Origin of the sequence: Fulvivirga ulvae (assembly GCF_021389975.1) — a bacterium.
Classification (GTDB): Bacteria; Bacteroidota; Bacteroidia; order Cytophagales; family Cyclobacteriaceae; genus Fulvivirga; species Fulvivirga ulvae.
Genome location: NZ_CP089981.1, coordinates 2,408,402 through 2,426,854 on the forward strand (window position 1 = coordinate 2,408,402; position 18,453 = coordinate 2,426,854).

Annotated in this window: 12 protein-coding genes; 9 read left to right on the plus strand and 3 right to left on the minus strand. The window is 41.7% G+C overall.

What is annotated here, in order from left to right:
- Window positions 1-30: 30 nt before the first annotated feature.
- The 6 genes from recG (at window position 31) to LVD17_RS09995 (ending at window position 10,796) form a co-directional block, all read left to right on the plus strand.
- Window positions 31-2,124, plus strand: a complete 2,094-nt coding sequence (gene recG, locus LVD17_RS09970) for an ATP-dependent DNA helicase RecG (RefSeq protein ID WP_233766458.1) — start codon at window positions 31-33, stop codon at window positions 2,122-2,124.
- A 52-nt stretch (window positions 2,125-2,176) separates the two neighbouring features.
- Window positions 2,177-2,938 carry a triose-phosphate isomerase gene (gene tpiA / locus LVD17_RS09975; RefSeq protein WP_233766460.1) on the plus strand — a complete coding sequence of 254 codons (762 nt, stop codon included), beginning with the start codon at window positions 2,177-2,179 and terminating at the stop codon, window positions 2,936-2,938.
- A complete protein-coding gene (gene prmA, locus LVD17_RS09980; protein ID WP_233766462.1) occupies window positions 2,938-3,789 on the plus strand; it encodes a 50S ribosomal protein L11 methyltransferase in 852 nt (283 codons plus the stop codon). Before tpiA ends, prmA begins: the two co-directional genes overlap by 1 nt.
- Window positions 3,790-3,934: 145 nt before the next feature.
- Window positions 3,935-8,734, plus strand: coding sequence for a hypothetical protein (locus tag LVD17_RS09985; protein WP_233766464.1), 4,800 nt, complete (start codon window positions 3,935-3,937; stop codon window positions 8,732-8,734).
- A gap of 97 nt (window positions 8,735-8,831) precedes the next feature.
- The gene (plsY, locus tag LVD17_RS09990; protein WP_233766466.1) at window positions 8,832-9,479 is read left to right on the plus strand and encodes a glycerol-3-phosphate 1-O-acyltransferase PlsY; all 648 of its coding nucleotides are present in this window, start codon (window positions 8,832-8,834) and stop codon (window positions 9,477-9,479) included.
- Window positions 9,480-9,662: 183 nt separating this feature from the next.
- A complete protein-coding gene (locus LVD17_RS09995) occupies window positions 9,663-10,796 on the plus strand; it encodes a DUF2911 domain-containing protein (protein ID WP_233766468.1) in 1,134 nt (377 codons plus the stop codon).
- A gap of 360 nt (window positions 10,797-11,156) precedes the next feature.
- Here the strand turns inward: LVD17_RS09995 and LVD17_RS10000 are convergent, their stop codons facing one another.
- On the minus strand, window positions 11,157-12,338 hold the full coding sequence (locus tag LVD17_RS10000; RefSeq protein ID WP_233766470.1) for a class I SAM-dependent methyltransferase: 1,182 nt from the start codon (window positions 12,336-12,338) through the stop codon (window positions 11,157-11,159).
- A 76-nt stretch (window positions 12,339-12,414) separates the two neighbouring features.
- Window positions 12,415-13,407 carry an aspartate-semialdehyde dehydrogenase gene (locus tag LVD17_RS10005; protein WP_233766472.1) on the minus strand — a complete coding sequence of 331 codons (993 nt, stop codon included), beginning with the start codon at window positions 13,405-13,407 and terminating at the stop codon, window positions 12,415-12,417.
- 191 nt (window positions 13,408-13,598) lie between these two features.
- Here LVD17_RS10005 and LVD17_RS10010 point away from each other — a divergent pair, with 191 nt between their 5' ends.
- Window positions 13,599-16,181, plus strand: a complete 2,583-nt coding sequence (locus LVD17_RS10010) for a lamin tail domain-containing protein (protein WP_233766473.1) — start codon at window positions 13,599-13,601, stop codon at window positions 16,179-16,181.
- A gap of 189 nt (window positions 16,182-16,370) precedes the next feature.
- A complete protein-coding gene (locus LVD17_RS10015; protein WP_233766474.1) occupies window positions 16,371-16,532 on the plus strand; it encodes a hypothetical protein in 162 nt (53 codons plus the stop codon).
- Here the strand turns inward: LVD17_RS10015 and LVD17_RS10020 are convergent.
- A complete protein-coding gene (locus LVD17_RS10020; protein ID WP_233766475.1) occupies window positions 16,529-17,578 on the minus strand; it encodes an isoaspartyl peptidase/L-asparaginase family protein in 1,050 nt (349 codons plus the stop codon). The genes LVD17_RS10015 and LVD17_RS10020 overlap by 4 nt on opposite strands.
- A gap of 487 nt (window positions 17,579-18,065) precedes the next feature.
- Here LVD17_RS10020 and LVD17_RS10025 point away from each other — a divergent pair, with 487 nt between their 5' ends.
- On the plus strand, window positions 18,066-18,452 hold the full coding sequence (locus LVD17_RS10025) for a TraR/DksA family transcriptional regulator (RefSeq protein ID WP_233766476.1): 387 nt from the start codon (window positions 18,066-18,068) through the stop codon (window positions 18,450-18,452).
- Window position 18,453: the final 1 nt, after the last annotated feature.

Sequence of the window (18,453 nt, forward strand, 5' to 3'; positions counted from 1 at the left end):
TTAAAGAATTTTTTTGGTTAGTTTGCGGGTATGCAAGGATTCTTTGATACAAAGATAGAATTCCTCAAAGGAGTCGGCCCGCAAAAAGCGGCACTACTTAATAAAGAACTCAATATATTCACTTATGGGGACCTGCTTCAGCACTACCCGTTCCGGTACGAAGACCGCACTAAATTTTACCCGATCAATGAGTTGAATGGCACTATGCCTTATGTTCAGATCAAAGGGAGGGTGCGTAATATAGAGGCGGCAGGCCCACCACGCAAGCGAAGGCTGAAAGCATTTTTACGTGATGAAACAGGCGAAATTGAGCTTGTTTGGTTCAAAGGAGTGCAATGGGTACTACAAAAGCTCCAACCCGGTGTTGAATACATGGTTTTTGGAAAACCCACGGCATTTGGAAGCAAACTTAATATTGCTCATCCCGAATTTGAAGTGCTCACACATCAAAATGAGGATTCCAGTTATTTGCATCCTGTATACCCTGCCACTGAAAAGCTTAAGAAGAAATATCTGGACAGCAAAGCTATTTCAAAGCTTCAAAGAACGCTGCTTCAGCTTGCCGAGCACAGGATTAGGGAGACCTTGCCACAGCAGCTACTGATAGACTACAGGTTGCTTTCAAAGAAAGAGGCCTTGTTCAATATCCACTTTCCCCAGAACAATGAACTGTTGCAAAAGGCCAGCTTCAGGTTAAAGTTTGAAGAGCTGTTTTATGTACAATTGCGCCTGTTAAAGCTGAAACTTGCAAGAGTTGACAAGTTTAAAGGTCAGGTTTTTCATGATACCGAGCTTCTGACCAGATTTTATAAAGAACACCTGCCGTTTGACCTGACAGATGCGCAGAAACGGGTAATAAAGGAAATTTACCATGACATGAAGTCGGGGCGACAAATGAACCGGCTGCTTCAGGGTGATGTGGGCAGTGGGAAAACCATAGTGGCCTTCATCTGCATGTTATTGGTGGTAGGCTCAGGGGCTCAGGGAGTAATGATGGCCCCCACTGAAATATTGGCAGCGCAACACTACCAGGGCCTGAAGGAATATGCCGATCGCATGGGTATTACCATTGCCTTACTCACGGGTTCTACCAGAAAGAGTGAGCGGAAAATCATACACGAATACCTTAAATCGGGAGACCTGAATATTATTGTGGGTACACATGCCCTGCTTGAGGATATTGTACAATTTAAAAACCTGGGATTGGCTGTGGTTGATGAACAGCACCGCTTTGGGGTAGCCCAGCGATCCAAACTATGGCAGAAGAACCGTGATGTTTATCCGCATGTGCTGGTGATGACCGCCACCCCTATTCCGCGCACACTTGCCATGACTTTGTATGGAGATCTGGATATTTCAGTGATTGACCAGCTGCCGGCAGGAAGAAAGCCAATAAAAACAGTTCATCGGTACGATGCAAACCGGCTGAAAGTAAATGGCTTTATCAAAGAGCAAATTGCAGAAGGGAGACAGGTATATATCGTTTACCCATTAATTGAAGAGTCAGAAAAACTGGACCTCAAGCATCTTATGGATGGCTACGAAAGCATTTGCAGATCTTTTCCGGATATTCCTGTAAGCATAGTACATGGTAAAATGAAACCCGATGCCAAGGACTATGAAATGCAAAGGTTTGTAAAGGCAGAAACTAAGATCATGGTGGCTACCACGGTAATAGAAGTAGGTGTAAATGTGCCTAACGCATCAGTTATGGTCATAGAAAATGCCGAGCGGTTTGGTCTAGCACAATTGCACCAGCTTCGCGGAAGAGTAGGGCGTGGTGCCGACCAGTCTTACTGCATACTTATTAGCAATTATAAACTCAGTAAAGAGGCCAAAGTGCGGCTTGAGACCATGGTGAGAACCAATAATGGATTCGAAATAGCAGATACTGACCTGCAATTGCGCGGTCCCGGAGATCTGACAGGCACACAACAAAGCGGGGTGCTTGATTTGCTGATAGCTGACCTGGGAAAGGATGGCAAAATATTGCAGGCAGCCAGAGGGGCGGCTATTGCTCTGCTGGATGCTGACCCGGAACTATCCCATCCTGATAACCGGAATATCCGGAGCCAGATCGAGTCTATGCGCAAAACAGCCGTTAACTGGAGCAGGATCAGTTAAAAGACATTTTAAATACTATATTTGTGTGTCCACAAAAAACTGTACACTAACTATGAGAAAAAAAATTGTAGCCGGAAACTGGAAAATGAATAATAGCCTCGATGAGGGGTTGAAGCTTACTTCTGAGATCGTGAATATGGTAGCCGATGAGGTAAGAGGAGATGTACATATTATTTTAGCTCCCCCTTTTATTCACTTAACTCAGGTAAAGAAATTGATATCTGGTGTAGATAAACTCCACCTGGGTGCTCAAAATTGTAATGATAATGCCCAGGGTGCATTCACCGGAGAAGTTTCTGCCAGTATGCTGGCCTCTGTTGGTGCGCAGTATGTTATAGTTGGACACAGTGAAAGAAGAGAGTACTTCAACGAAAGTCATAAACAGCTTGCCAAAAAAGTGGACCTGGCCCTGGAAAATAATCTTACTCCCATCTTTTGTTGTGGAGAGTCCTTGGAGATCCGGGAAAACGGCCTTTTCAAGGAGTACGTTTGTAATCAAATCGGAGATAGCCTGTTTCATCTGCACGACGATAAATTTTCCAAAATAGTAATAGCGTATGAACCTATCTGGGCAATAGGAACGGGAAAAACTGCTTCATCGGATCAGGCCCAGGAAATGCATGCGACCATACGTGAGTTTATAGCCGAGCGATACGGCGGGGAAATTTCTGAAAACATGTCTATACTCTATGGAGGAAGCTGCAAGCCGGATAATGCAAAGGAGCTGTTTGCCTGTAAAGATGTGGATGGAGGCCTGATTGGCGGAGCTTCTTTAAAATCAAGGGATTTTACCGATATTGTAAAGTCATTTTAATGATGGCAGAGAAACTTCCGGCAGAGTTTATAGGGGTTAAATTTTCATGTAGTGAAGATTTTTCCGAAATCATAATAGCCGAGCTTGGCGAGCTTGGCTACAACTCCATGATGGAAACAGAAGATGGTGTTGAGGGCTATATTGAAATTGAGAAATTTTCCGGGCAGGATGTGAAGGATCTGGTTGCGAAGTATGCTAAACTTACACCATTATCGTATACCATTGAGGAGGTAGAGAGGAAGAACTGGAACGAAGATTGGGAGAGAAACTATGATCCTATCATTGTTGAAGATAGATGTCTCGTTCGCGCCACATTTCACAAGATAGAGGAGAAATATCCATACGAGATCATCATCACTCCCAAAATGTCATTTGGCACCGGTCATCATGCCACTACTTATCTGATGTTAAAGAACCAGATGGAGCACGACCACAGAGGCAAACGGGTACTTGATGCCGGCTGTGGTACTGCAATACTTGCTATTATGGCTTCCAAGCTTGGGGCAAAAGAAGTAATAGCTTACGACATTGACTCATGGAGCATAGAAAATGCCCCTGAAAATGTAGAATTGAACCAATGCAATAATGTCAGTGTTTTTGGAGGAACCATTGAATCGCTACATCTGGAAGGGCATTTTGATATCATTTTAGCCAACATCAATAAAAACGTACTACTTGATGAGATAAAACACTACCAGGCATATTTGCCTGAAAAGGGTGTACTTATGCTTAGCGGGTTCTACGATTCGGATGATCAGGACTTACAGGATGAGGCTGCAAGGTATGGCCTTCAATTATTGGGCAGGTCGAGCCGAAACTACTGGTCATCGTTGGTTTTTGAGAAAACGTAATAGAAAAAGTACCTTCCATTTAATTTTTTCGTTAGCGATTGTGTTTACAAGTAATCATCATCAATTGGTTTATTCACAATAATTTAGGAATTTCAGGGGATTGATCATGTGGCAAACTTTTAGATACTTATTTTTTCTGCTCTGCATGTTGAGCTTTAATGCTTTCTCGCAAAGCAACTCCGGACCTGCTGTCCCAAAGGATACGGTAAGAGTGATGCTCAATGACGAAAGAGCCCGTCAGGTTTTGGGCATCAGTGACGAATTTCAAATGGCGTGGGTGCGGCTTGCCAGGGATCAGCAGGATAAGGTGATAGCGCAGGTTGCGTCACTGATGAACAACAGAAGAGGAAATAAAACGATCTATTCAGCCTATTTTGAGGCTATTGCACATGCAGTAAATACCGAGGGGGTCAATGCGCAGAAGATGATCAGCTACCTCAATGTCACCGAAAAAGTAATTGCTAATCATACATCTGCCGAGCTGCTGCAATACCTGCAAGTAACCAAGTCTTTTTTTGAGCACCGTGCGCTTTTCCATGCCCGGTCAAACCGTTTATTTGTCAGCAACGATGAATATAACCTGGAGTATGTGGAAGACCCCTCACCGATCGAGGTGGAAGAGGAGCCTGTAGTAGACGAAGTGGATGATGCAGCTGCGGATGACGAGTATTTTGACGAGTGGGATGAAGAGCCTGCAGATGACGACTGGGATACGGAATGGAATGATGATGACTGGGATGAAGGACCTGACCCTGAAGATGAATTAACGGAAGACCAGCAAATGGTGGAGGCCATAAGAGGTGGGCCTGCCCTGCCGGCGATCAGCGGTCCCGTGATCAATTTTGAAAAGGCTACCTTAAATTTCTCAACACCTTACGATTCTGTTTTTTTGGAAAATACTAAAGGATCATTTCTTATACTGAAGAACAAGTTTGTCGGCGATGGAGGCAAATTTGACTGGTCAATGACAGGTCTGGGTGCTGATTCGGTTTTCTGCCAGCTAAGCACATATAGCTTTGATGTGAATAAACCTGCACTACAGGCCGAGGCGGCAAAACTTACATATAAAGGAAAACTGCCCGATCCTGTTGAAGGTGTTTTTGAATATAAAAGTGTAAGACATGATACAACCACCGATGCCAGATACCCGAGGTTCATGTCATACTACAGCAATATAAAGGTTAGCAATATTGGGAAAGACCTGATTTATAATGGGGGTTTTTCTTTAAATGGCAGAAAGATATATAGCTCCTCCGTACTGGGAGAGCTTTCTAAAATCGAAGTCCACGACAAAGCATCAAAAAAATTTAAAGCAAAAGCTAAAATATTTGAATTTTCCGACTCCACCGTTACTGCAGACAGAGCGTCGATTGTGATATACCAGGGGAATGATTCCATATACCATCCCGCGGTAAGGGTTAAGTATGATTTCAATAAAAAATACCTGGTACTACAAAAAGATAAGGGAGGTTTCCGCAATACACCTTATACAACTACATATTTTAATGTGGATTTTACGGCGGATATTATTAGATGGCACCTTGATTCTGCCACACTTGATGCCTCAATACTTGAAGGAAGACGGATTGTTCCTGCGCACTTTGAGTCATCAGATCATTATAATGTTGAAGATTATCGGGGTTTGGGCGACAAAATATATCCGTTTAACCCTTTGGCGTTGGTAGTGTCTTATTCCAGGAAGAATAATGAGGAGCAGTTTTATGTTGACCAGCTTGCACGACACTTCAAAAAAGATGTAAAAGTACTTAAGGGGGCTATGTTGCATCTTGCACAAAAAGGACTTGTTGGCTATGATACCAACAAAGGTCTGATCACTGTTAAGGAGAAAGGCACGCATTTATTCGATTCAAAATTTGGGAAAAAAGATTTTGACAACATAGTTATTAGTTCAGTGATTCATCACAGGCCAAACTCAACATTAAACTTTGAAGAACGTACGTTTAAGATCCGGGGTGTGGATGGTTTTAAGATTAGTGATTCGTTGAATGTGGTGATCAAGCCCGATAGTAGTGAAATAGTACTAATGCGTGACAGGGACTTCAAATTTAACGGTAAGATAAGTGCAGGTAATTTCGAATACATAGGGCGTGATTTTACTTTTAAGTATGACAGCTTTCTTATTTATCTCAATGAAATTGATTCCATCCAGTTCTACGTAAAGGATGAAAACAGCCGGGGCAGGTCTGGCAGGCGTAAAGTCGATAACGCGCTTGTGTCATCAGACTCCTCAACCGACGGCGGTGTTGCCAATAACCTACAGGCATCGTCAGGAACGCTCTTTATAAATAAACCGGGCAATAAATCAGGTAAGGAGAGTCTTCCTAATTATCCGAAGTTCGATTCTGGCAAAGGCGCAGTTGTATATTTTGATAGAAAGGAGGTACTCTCAGGAGTATACGACAGGTCTATGTACTTTCTGGTACCACCTTTTGGCATTGATAGTTTGGGCGGCTCAGATCCTGCCTCCATTGGATTTGAAGGGTCTTTCGTATCCAGTGGTATGTTCCCGACTTTTGAAGAGAAATTGCGGGTACAACGCGACTACTCAATGGGTTTCACGCATGCAGTGCCTGCTGAAGGGTATACATTATATGAAGGTGAAGGAAAGTTTTACAACCAGCTAAATCTAAACAAGCACGGGCTTAGGGGTAATGGTAGAATTGATTTCTTAACCACTTCCCTGGTATCAGAGGATTTTGTATTCTATCCGGACTCAGTAGTTACCAAGGGAGATTATGTAGAGATCCGTGAGCAGGAATACAACGGAGTGCTCTTTCCGCAGGCGTCTGTAAAGAATTATGATATGAAGTGGTTGCCAAAGAAAGACAGCATGTATATAAGCAACCTCGACGAACCTTTCCAGTTTTATAACGAAACGGCGTCTCTTGATGGTACTGCAATAGTGTCCAATCATGGTGTATATGGCTCCGGTACCCTCCTTACCCGTGGTTCTGAGTCAATATCTGAGAGGATTACCTTTGAGCATGATCGCTTTTCTGCCAGGCATGCGGATTTTGAACTGAAATCAGACAACCCTGATAAGCCTGCCCTTGCCGGAGATGATGTCTATTTGCGGTTCAACCTTGACGAAAACTACGCTGATATTAGCCCGGAGGTAGAAGGTCAGGCGGCATTGGAGTTTCCATATGCGCAGTTTAAAACCTCAATTACTCAGGCCAGATGGGACCTGAATGAAGAGAAGATCACCATGAAAAAACCTGATGATGTTCCTTTGGAAAGCTCTTACTTCTATACCACCCGTGAGGATCTTGATTCCCTTAGGTTTAATGCAACAGAAGCTGTTTATGATATTAACACTTTGGAGCTCAAGGTTAGCGGGATACCTTATATTGTGGTTGCGGATGCCAAAATTACTCCGGAAAACAATGAAGTACTCATTTTGGAGAATTCTAAAATAGGCAGACTCACAAACACGACTATTATTCTGGATACCCTGAATGAGTATCACAGGCTTACGGAAGGTGTAATTGACATTAAATCCAGAAATGAATTTACAGGCTATGCAACCTATCAATTTGTTAACTCTCTGAATGACACCGTTCCTATCAAGATGGAGAATTTTCATCTGGAAACCATGCAGGTAGCCAGTTCAAGGAGAAAAGAGGTGTTCGAGCAACATACTGTAGCCAATGGTTCTGTGAGTGAAACGCAAAACATTCTGATCTCTCCGGGTATGTTTTACAAAGGTGATATGATCCTTTACGCACATAAACCGGCGATGCAGCTTGACGGTTACATAAAACTTGATCTGCATGAACCAGGTTTTAATACCTGGATACAACACTCCAGCTCCGGTGACCAGCGTGATGTGATGATAAACTTTGACAACTCTGTTACTGAAGAAGGCAGAAGGCTGGAAGCAGGTCTGTACTTTTCGTCTGGTGACAATAGCCTTTACAGCACTTTTATAAATGAGAAATACTCTCCCGATGACGAGGACTTCTTTGTGCCGTCAGGAATATTGTATTTCGACAAGAATAGCAATGAATATGCCATAGAAGACACTTTGAAGATGACGGGGAAGAAGCTATCAGGCAAAATTTATCGTTACAACCAGGACACCAAAGATATTCGTTTTGAAGGTCCCGTTAATTTTATGAGACCTACCAAAGATGTCTCAATAAATGCGGCTGTGCTCGGACATGGCAACCTTGACAGGAATGAGTACAATCTCAATAGCCTGCTTGCCATTAATCTTTCAACGGTACCTTCACAGGCATTTGATATAATGGCCAGGGATATTGTTGATGTGGTTAAAAACCTGGGTGCGCCGGAAGGCCTTGGTGATCAAACCCAATTGATATATAAGCTGGCAGAGATTATAGGCGAGAGGCCGGCGAGAGAATATGAAAAACTGTCATTGCAGGAGTATGTTCCTTTGGGGGGCTTTGCTAAAGAGACTGCGGTGCCATTGGTATTTACTAATGTTGACCTTAAATGGTCATCGGACCATAAAGCTTTTTACAGCGAAGGTAAACTGGGTATGTCCAATATCCAGAGAATTGATGTTAATGGTGCCTTTGATGGATTTATGGAAATAAAGAAGAATGAAGCCGGAGGAACAATATTCAACGTTTTTATCAAGGTTTCGCCTGCATCTTGGTTCTTCTTTAGCCTGGAAGACGACAGACTTCTGACTTATTCATCCAATGAAAACTACAACGATGTCATCAGTAAAAAGAGCAATGGCTCTAAGGCAAAAATCGGCGATCTCATCTTCGCTCCTGCAGATAAAGCCGAAACACTGAACTTTATCAACAGATTCCGGTTAGAATATTATGGAATAGATGAATTTTACGACTTGGATTCAGAGGTAGAGGAAGTTGTAGACGAGACTCCTGATGATGGTTTTGGCGGTACTGAGGAAGATGATGGATTTGAGGATGACGATGATGGGTTTTGATAATTCCCTCACCTGAAAAAAATTCTTTATATTTGAAACTAACTGTGTTAGGAAGGAGTTATGCGCTTGCTTCCTTTTTTTGACCTAATTAAAAAATATGGAAATAGCTGCAATAGGAATAGCATTAATTTTAGCATACCTGCTTGGTTCAATACCCACTGCCGTTTGGTTCGGTAAATCTGTACATGGAATAGATGTAAGAGAACATGGTAGCGGAAATCCTGGTGCTACAAATACCTTTAGGGTTTTAGGAAAAAGAGCCGGTACAATAGTTATGCTTGGTGATATCATTAAAGGTATGGCAGCTACCTCACTTGCAAGAATATTGCTCAATTTGGATTTTATAGAAGAGCAAAACCTGGTAACATTTAAGTTAATACTAGGTGTGGTGGCTGTTATCGGTCATGTCTTTTCGGTATTTATTAACTTCAAGGGGGGTAAAGGTGTAGCCACATTACTGGGTATGATGATAGCTATTCATTATGAAGTTGCCCTATTATGTATAGTTGTTTTTCTTGTCACCCTGATCATCTCCAAGTATGTATCACTTTCTTCAATCATTGGAGCCTTATCTTTTCCGGCCCTGCTTTTACTGGTGCCAAGATTTAAGACCAATGAGCCACTATTGGTGATATTTGGTTTCTTCCTGTTCATTGTTATAGTCTGGACACATAATAAAAACATCAGGCGGATAGTAGAAGGGGAGGAAAATAAGACCTACCTGATAAGGTTTAAAAAAGATTAAAGTGTTTTCAAAAGGGCAATTAGTTGCCCTTTTTTATTTCCCCTTCCTGTCTGAAAATAGCCTTTTATCCAACTTATGATCGCAGTTAAATAATTTGGAAATCTTCCCGGGCTGTAGTCCGTATAACCGGATTGATCGTCAGAACCTACTTAATCAATCTTTTTACCTCTTAATTAATTAACCATGAGATCAAAAACTTTACCATTTCTTATGATGCTGTTAAGCATCTGCTTATTACACAGTACCACCATGGGCCAGGGCGTCACTCTCCCGCAGGTTAGTCCGGCCGCTGAGGTAACGCAGCAGGTAGGTATATCCAGTGTCACGATCAATTATTCAAGACCTAATGTAGTCAGTCCTCAGGGCGAAGACCGTACAGGGAAGGTATGGGGCACATTGGTGCCTTATGGCTTTAACAATCTGGGCTTTGGCACTTCCCAGGCAGCTCCCTGGCGTGCAGGTGCCAACGAAAATACAACCATCGAGTTTAGCCATGACCTTAAAATAGAAGGAAAGGACCTTAAAGCAGGTAAGTACGGGCTGCATATGGCTATTGCAGAAGATGGTACGGTAACCATCATTTTTTCAAAGAATTCAAAAGTTTGGGGAAGCTATTTTTATGATGAGAAGGATGATGCGCTAAGGGTAAATGTAAAATGGGAAGACCATGAAAGCACCCCCTTGCTTACCTATAATTTTGTGGAGGTCACCGAGAGCTATGCAGTGATAGCCCTGGACTGGGAGAAAAAAAGAATACCGTTTAAGGCGGAGTTCGATACCCCTGAGCTGGTCTATCAAAATTTAAAAAATGAACTTCATTCAAGCCAGGGTTTTGCAATTACTAACTGGACAGCAGCGGTAGCATACCTCGTTCAAAATAAGATCCATCTCGATGAAGCATTAAACTGGGCTAATACCGCCATTGAAGGTCAATTTTTTAGTGAGAGGAATTTCAGGACATTGCAGACGAAATCAATGGTTCTGACTGCAATGGGAAAGCATGATGAGGCTGCAAAAATAATGAACGAAGCTCTGGAAGATCCTAATGCTGCCGTGGCGGATTATTATACTTACGGACGTCAGTTAATTGGGCAGGATAAAGATACAGAGGCACTTGAAGTATTTAAGAGGGCCAGCAAGAAATGGAAAGACCACTGGCTCGCTCCTCATGGATTGGCCCGGGGCTATTCTGCCCTTGGTGAATATGAGAAAGCACTGAAATTTGAAAGAGAAGCACTTGCAAGGGCTCCTGAAACTAGCAAAGTCTTTCTGGAAGGATATATCAAAACCCTTGAGGACAATAAGGACTTCAATTAACATTGCGTGCTGCGGAACTTTTCTTACAGACTTTTGCATAGAGAAAATGTTCCGCAGTTTTTAAATTTAAAAAAATACGGGCAATTCCTACTCTTGTAATTACTGTATAAGCGTCGTACTTTCGTTTTGTTTTTGCCCCGTCATTCGGGGTTGTCAATGAAACGGAGCGTAGATGAAGTTGCTTACCAGTCTTTTTTTTGTTTTAGCCATAATGAGCTTTATTTTTTTATCCATTGGTCTCTATAAACCCTGGGTAATGCTTTGGTGGGAGGATACCCAGAATAGGAAAAAGGTAATTAAGCTGTATGGTATCTCAGGCACCTTATTTTTTATATTATACCTCTTGATGGAATACTTCTCCTAAGGCTTTTCGGTAATAGCTATTCTTTTATTTTCTTCTTTATCCGTAAAGGCAAAAAGATATATGTCGCCACCGTCTTTTAAGCCAAGTTTCTTTTTGATGGCATGCACTTCATCAGGGAAATTTCTGGCAGAGACATTAGCTTTTTTGCCTGATAAATAACTCGAAACCGCCTTTTTATTATAAGGAACTACATCTATTATACGAAACCTGCGACCCGGGAAATCTGTCACTTCAGCATTACTGGTGTAGAGGTGTGTATGGGCATGCAGCTTTTTTATATTATATACCCCGGCAATACTCTTAAATGCGCCTGCTTTAAGAATTGAACTGTTAGGCTCGTAAAGAAACTTATCAGGAAGTCCATACTCCGCCTGTGCGCTTATTTCTGCTGATTTTTGGAAACTGAAACTTTGCCTTTCCCCTACTTTCCGGATATTGATTGTATGGATTAAGGGGTTATCTCCTTCAGACTGACGCAGTAGGTACAGCACCTCCTTACATTCGTTCTCCACGGAAATAATATGGATTTCGTGCACAAATTTCAGGTCTCTGACAGAGCTCTCAATATCCAGCATCGGAGAGGCTTTTATCAGGATGGTGTCTGCCCTGGACAACAGGTCTGGCAAAATTGTAGTTACATCAGGCTCGCAATCATCAAACCTGAATACCCTTTGCGCATTTTCATCCCTTCTGGCGGGATCGAGATAAACCACATCAACCTTAGGTGTGTGTTTCAAAAAACTCTCTGCCTTATCATTTTTACAGATAATGTTTGTGGCGCCAAGGGAACACAGGTTATCAGATGTGATTGCGGCAAGCTCTTCATTTTGCTCTACATAAGTGACTTTCTCAAAGCTCTTACTCAAATAGTAGGTGTCAACCCCCGCACCTCCTGTGAGATCAATGAGCGATTTGCCACTAACTATAGATGCCTTATATTTAGCGGTAGCCTCTGATGAACACTGCTCCATGGAGATCGTTGGAGGGAACATCACACCCTGAGAGGCATACCATTCCGGCAGCTTCGTCTTCGCCTTTTTCCGGGCCGTAATTTGGGTAGCAATTACCTTTATTGATACACCATGGATATCCCTATGCCTGAAAATAAGAGTCACCGGGTCATCATTTTCATGGGCCTTGATGAATCGCTGTATTTCCGGCTTGAGCAGTTCCTTCATTAAAAACGTACAGTGTAGAAGCAAAAATGCCATTCCCGCAATGCGGGAACGGCATCTGATAAAATTATTCCTTTATTTAATAAACAAGGTTGTTCGCCGCAAGAAATTCTGCTATTTGAACAGCATTGGTAGCGGCACCTTTCCGCAGATTATCAGCTACCACCCACATGTTTAATGCATTTGGTTGCGACTCATCCCTTCTAAGTCTTCCTACAAACACTTCATCCTTACGATGGGCATTAAGAGGCATGGGATAAACAGCATTTTTCACATCGTCCTGAAGCACAACCCCAGGAGCATGATTCAGAAGCTCTTTAACCTCTTCCAGGTCAAATTCGTTATGGAATTCAACGTTTATCGATTCAGAATGGCCACCCATTACAGGCAAACGTACAGCGGTTGCGGTAATAGCAATGCTGTCATCACCAAGTATTTTCCTTGTTTCATTAACCATTTTCATCTCCTCCTTAGTGTATCCGTTATCCAGAAAAACGTCAATGTGAGGCAGTACGTTCATATCAATTTTATGAGGATAGACCTTCTCCCCTTCCACGCCATTCCGCTCATTCATGAGCTGGTCAACGGCAGCTTTACCGGTACCTGTAACTGACTGATAAGTTGATATAACCAGTCTTTTTACACCATATTTCTTGTGCAATGGCGCCAAAGCCATAACCATTTGTATGGTTGAACAGTTAGGGTTTGCGATGATCCTGTCATCTATTCTCAACACCTCAGCATTAATTTCCGGCACAATAAGTTTGTGGTCAGGGCTCATCCTCCATGCTGATGAGTTATCGACTACGATACACCCTATTTCAGCAAATTTAGGAGCCCACTCCAGTGAAGTACTTCCTCCTGCAGAAAATATGGCAATATCCGGTTTACTAGCAATGGCATCCTCCATGCCAATAATCTTGTAGGATTTACCCTTGAAGGTTTGAGTTTTACCAACCGATTTGGCAGATGCTACCAAAAACAGCTGATCAAATTCAAAATTTCTTTCTTCGATTACCTGCAGAACTTCCTGTCCCACTAGGCCTGTTGCTCCTACAATAGCTAGTTTCATTTTAATAATAATTTAATTGGCTGAAAATGATATGATTACACATTCATCAGTAAATAGATCCCATACCAGTTTCATGTTAACATAAATATGTACTCAAAAATACTATTTTTGTTTTTTACAGCTATTGTTAATATGAATTAATTGCCTTGTTAGATTATTATAAGCTCTGTTTAGTAGTTCTTTTTCTCTTTTTGGTCAAGTTTCCATGCCAGTCGCAGTTTACTGATGACTTTACTGATGGCGATTTTATTGCAGATCCGGTATGGAATAGTTCAAATAAATCAGGTGACGGGGCTGACTTTCAGGTCCAAAATGGCGAATTACAAAGCAAGGGCCCGGCGGCTTCTTCAACAATATGGATTAGCAATAGCAATCTGCCCGATATGCATCAACAAAAGGTAGTTTGGCAGTTTACAGCCAGATATGATGCTTCCCCAAGTGGCTCCAATAATACGGAAATTTATCTCTTTTGCGATAACAGTGATTTGAGCTCCACCGCTGACGGCTATTTTATTCGCCTTGGAGAGTCAGGAAATGACGATGGCATTGATCTGTTTAAAATCGGCTCCTCCACCCCGCTGATCGCTGACCCAAACCCTTCAATTGCTTCAGGTTATATGGTGAATATAAGAGTCACCAGAGATACTTCAGGGAAGTGGGAACTTGAAGCCGATCCGTCGGGCGGATTTGCCTATGTGATGATTGGTACAGCGGTTGACAAAGAATTTACTACCGGCTCACATTTTGGCTTTAAAGTAGAACATACAAGTACACGAAGTCAGGCATTTTTCTTTGATAATATTTCCATATCATCGAGCGACATTAAAGCTCCTGACCTGGTTTCGGTAGAGGTTGTTTCACGGTCGCAGCTTGATCTCATTTTTTCCGAGCGTCTGGAAACATCAGCAGGAGAAGATATTAATAATTATTTTGTGAGTGACGGTATTGGTTATCCTTCTTCCGTAACGGTCGATGAAGCCGATTCCAGGATTGTTCATTTGGATTTTGCTTCCGATTTTGCAAAAGGGAAGATGCACCAAATTGAGATTAAGGGTGTGCAGGATCTTTCCGGGAATGCGATTTCATCAATATTTTATGGATTCGTGTATTTTGTTGAAGAGCTGGCTGCGTTTAAAGATGTTATAATTACAGAAATATTTGCTGATCCAAGCCCACCCAATGATTTGCCGGAAAGAGAATTCATTGAAGTTTACAATAACAGTAATAAGGTTTTCGACCTCGCCAACTGGCAATTCTCAGACTTGAAGGATACAGCTATATTGAATAGTTCCTACTTCTTTCCGGGGGATTATTTAATATTATGTCCGGAGGAGGCTGCCCCGGAACTTGCCCCATATGGTCAGGTAATGGGATTGAATAATTGGCCCACTCTTAACAATAATGAAGATTTTCTGTTGATCAGGGATGCCCATAACCGGGTAACAGATTCCGTACATTATTCCTCCAGCTGGTACAAAAGCTCTTTAAAATCAGATGGTGGCTGGACCCTCGAACTCATTGATCCGGCAAATTTATGTGGCAGTGGCGGCAATTGGACTGCTTCTGAGCATCTGTCTGGCGGCACGCCGGGTGCCATTAATTCCGTAATAAGTGAAAATCCTGATTTTACTCCTCCTCTGGTAACGGAAGTGTTTGGCCTTCGTGCGGATTCGGTAGTGGTGAGGTTTAATGAGGTGCTGGATACTGATATTGTTCCGGGAAATTTTATTATAAACCCGGCAGTTGAGGTTTCAAGTGTGATTCCAGGCAGTGGTTTAGATGAGATAGGGCTCAAACTTTCTGATCAGCTTCATGGCAGTATAACCTACAGTCTGAAAGTGAACGGCATCAGAGACTGCAGTGGTAATCTTATAGATGAAGAAAATTTATACGATTTTTATCTGGTTGAACCAGCCGACAGCTTTGAAATAATTATTAACGAGGTGCTGTTTAATCCCTATTCAGGCGGAGTGGATTTTGTGGAGCTTTACAACAACTCCTCAAAACATGTTAATCTCAAGGACTTGTTACTGGCCAATGGTGAAAAGCTGGATGGTCAATACCATAGCAAGCAAATATTTCCGGTTGCTGCCAGCAATATTGTATTAAAGCCGCATAATTATATTGCTCTGACGGAGAGCTCTATAGTATTGAAGGAAAACTACCCAAGATCGGATGAAAGAAACTTTAATGAGGTTAAAAGGTTGCCGGCTTACAACGATGATACAGGTGTAGTCATACTACTAAATCCGGATTCAGCCGTTCTGGATTTATTTGAATACTCTGAGGATCTTCATTTGGCTCTGCTTGCAGATAAGGAGGGGGTATCGCTGGAAAGAATTTCTTTTGTTGCACCTACCAACGAGAGTAACAGTTGGAAATCTGCAGCCTCTGCTGCCGGCTTTGCCACCCCGGGATATATAAACTCTCAAGTCAGTAAAGGCTTCCAAACCAACAGCGGACAGATCATTGCTGAACCTAAAGTAATTGTACCGGACGGGTCTGGCCACAATGATTATACTACTATTAATTATGCTTTTGATAAAGCCGGTTATATAGTCACCACGCGAATATTAGATGCGTTTGGAAGAACTATAAAAATACTTGGGGAAAATGATTATTTACCTGCCGAAGGGTTCTATACATGGGATGCAACCGATGAGGTGGGATCAAAAGTCCGGACCGGTTATTATCTGGTTTTTCTTGAAGCTTTCGGCTTGAACGGGGAGGTGCTGCGGTTTAAGGAAAAAGTTGTGGTTGGTACAAAATTTTAATTGCCGATTTATCGTAATAACCATATGATTCACAAACAGCTGCGTCATTATCAGCACTAAATTTTAACTAATTTTAAGATTACTTTTAAACTTTCCTTTAAATCATAAATTCAATTACATAATCCAAACTATAGTAAAAAAAAATTGTTTTATTTATGATACCTAATAAACCTAAAACGTGCTATAGTTATGAATTGTGTAATTGATAAGTCCATTCTTTTTCACTTAAGACAAGGAAAGAAAGCAGAAGTGATCCTAAGGTATATCAAAATGAAATACCGAATAAGCATGGATCTGTCTGCGTTGAAAGAGCGGGTTAAAAACCTCAACTCTCAGCTTGAGTTAACCTAATCTTTATAGATCTTAACAATGGGGTTATTTTTTTCACGAATATAACCCCTGTACATTCCTGCCGTATTAAAAGGCATTGCTATATTGCCTTTGCGATCAAGGGCAATTATTCCACCGGATCCTTCTTTTTTGATGAGCTTGTTCATCACTACTTCGTTGGCGGCATCTTCCACTGTCATGTGTTTGTATTTCATTAATGCGGCAATGTCATATGCCACCACATTTCTTATAAAAAACTCGCCGTGCCCTGTTGCGGAGACACCGCATGTGGCATTTTCGGCATACGTACCAGCGCCAATTACAGGAGAATCGCCTATGCGGCCATATCTTTTGTTAGTCATGCCTCCGGTAGAAGTACCAGCTGCTATATTGCCATAAGCGTCCAGGGCCACACAACCTACTGTGCCAAATTTATAATCGGGATATTGATCAAGGTATGCCGAAGTGTTTTCCTTTTCCCTGATACGCTGTAATTGTTCATGACGATTTTCATCATAGAAGTAGGAGGGATCAACTATTTCCAGTCCCTGCTCCGCGGCAAACTGCTCTGCACCATGGCCAGCCATCATTACATGAGGTGATTTTTCCATTACAGCCCTTGCGGCCAAAATAGGACTTTTCACATTTGTCACGCCAGCTACAGCCCCGGCCTCACTTGTTTTACCGTTCATTATGGAGGCATCCATTTCATTTTTCCCTTCATTAGTAAAAACGGCACCACGGCCTGCGTTAAATAGTGGTGACTCTTCCAATATCTGTATGGCCGTACTAACTGCGTCAATACTTGTACCCCCGTTTTCCAGAACGGCATACCCGCTGTTGAGAGCTTCCTGTAGCTTGGCCGTATAGGCAGCCTCCTTTTCGGCACTCATGTTTTCCTTTTTTATCGTTCCTGCTCCTCCATGTATTACCAAAGTAATAGGTCCGGGGGGTTGTGTTTTTTCATCTTCTATTTCCTTGGAAATGGTTTTTTCTCCTTTTGGAGAAGGTTGGCATGCGATAAAAAAAATAAGAAAAATGAAGATATATGACTTAACAACTTTCATAAACAGGGCTGGTTTTTTGCTTTTTTGAATTCAAAATGTCTGGAATAAAAACAATTTACCCAATATAACCTTTTTTTATTTTGGGTTCCAAAACCAGACCTTGATAGAAGTGGAGTTTAATACGGGTTAAAAGAATCACCAATAGGGTAATACGACGTGATTCTCCAATCTGTTCAACGGACTCAAAAATTGGCTCGTACATCTTTCTTTAATTAAAAAGAAAGTTCCTCTATTTCAACTTATCCTTTTAGGAGATAAGGCTTCTTCTTAAATGGAAATAGACTTTTGCTTTAAAAAATCGAAACATTCAAGGAAATAACTTTTACAAATCAGCTTAATTTTTATTGGTTTTATGGCACTATTTTAAATTAAATTTGTTTAGACCTGAAACAATTTATTCAATATAATCTTTTTTGTTTTGGGTTCCATAAACTATTTTTAGGCGGTTTTATTGGAACCGATGAAATTTAACTAAAATTTTAGCATAATGAGTAAGGAAGAAAAGACCAGGTATTCAGAGGCAGAGTTAAATGAGTTTGAAGAACTCATTATCGAAAAATTAGAGAAGGCCAAAAACGAGTTGAAAATATTAAAAGAAACCCTCAATAAAAGTAACGACGAGGGTACAGACTCTACTTCCGGAAATACCAAAGTGCTTGAGGACGGAGCAGATACAGCTGAAAAAGAAAACCTTAGTCAATTGGCTGCACGCCAGCAGAAGTTTATAAATAACCTGGAGAGCGCATTGGTAAGAATAAAAAATGGTACTTATGGTGTCTGTTCTGTAACCGGCAAATTGATCTCTAAGGATCGTTTACGTGCAGTACCTCACACAACCCAATCTATAGAAGCTAAACTAAGCCAGCAGAATTAAT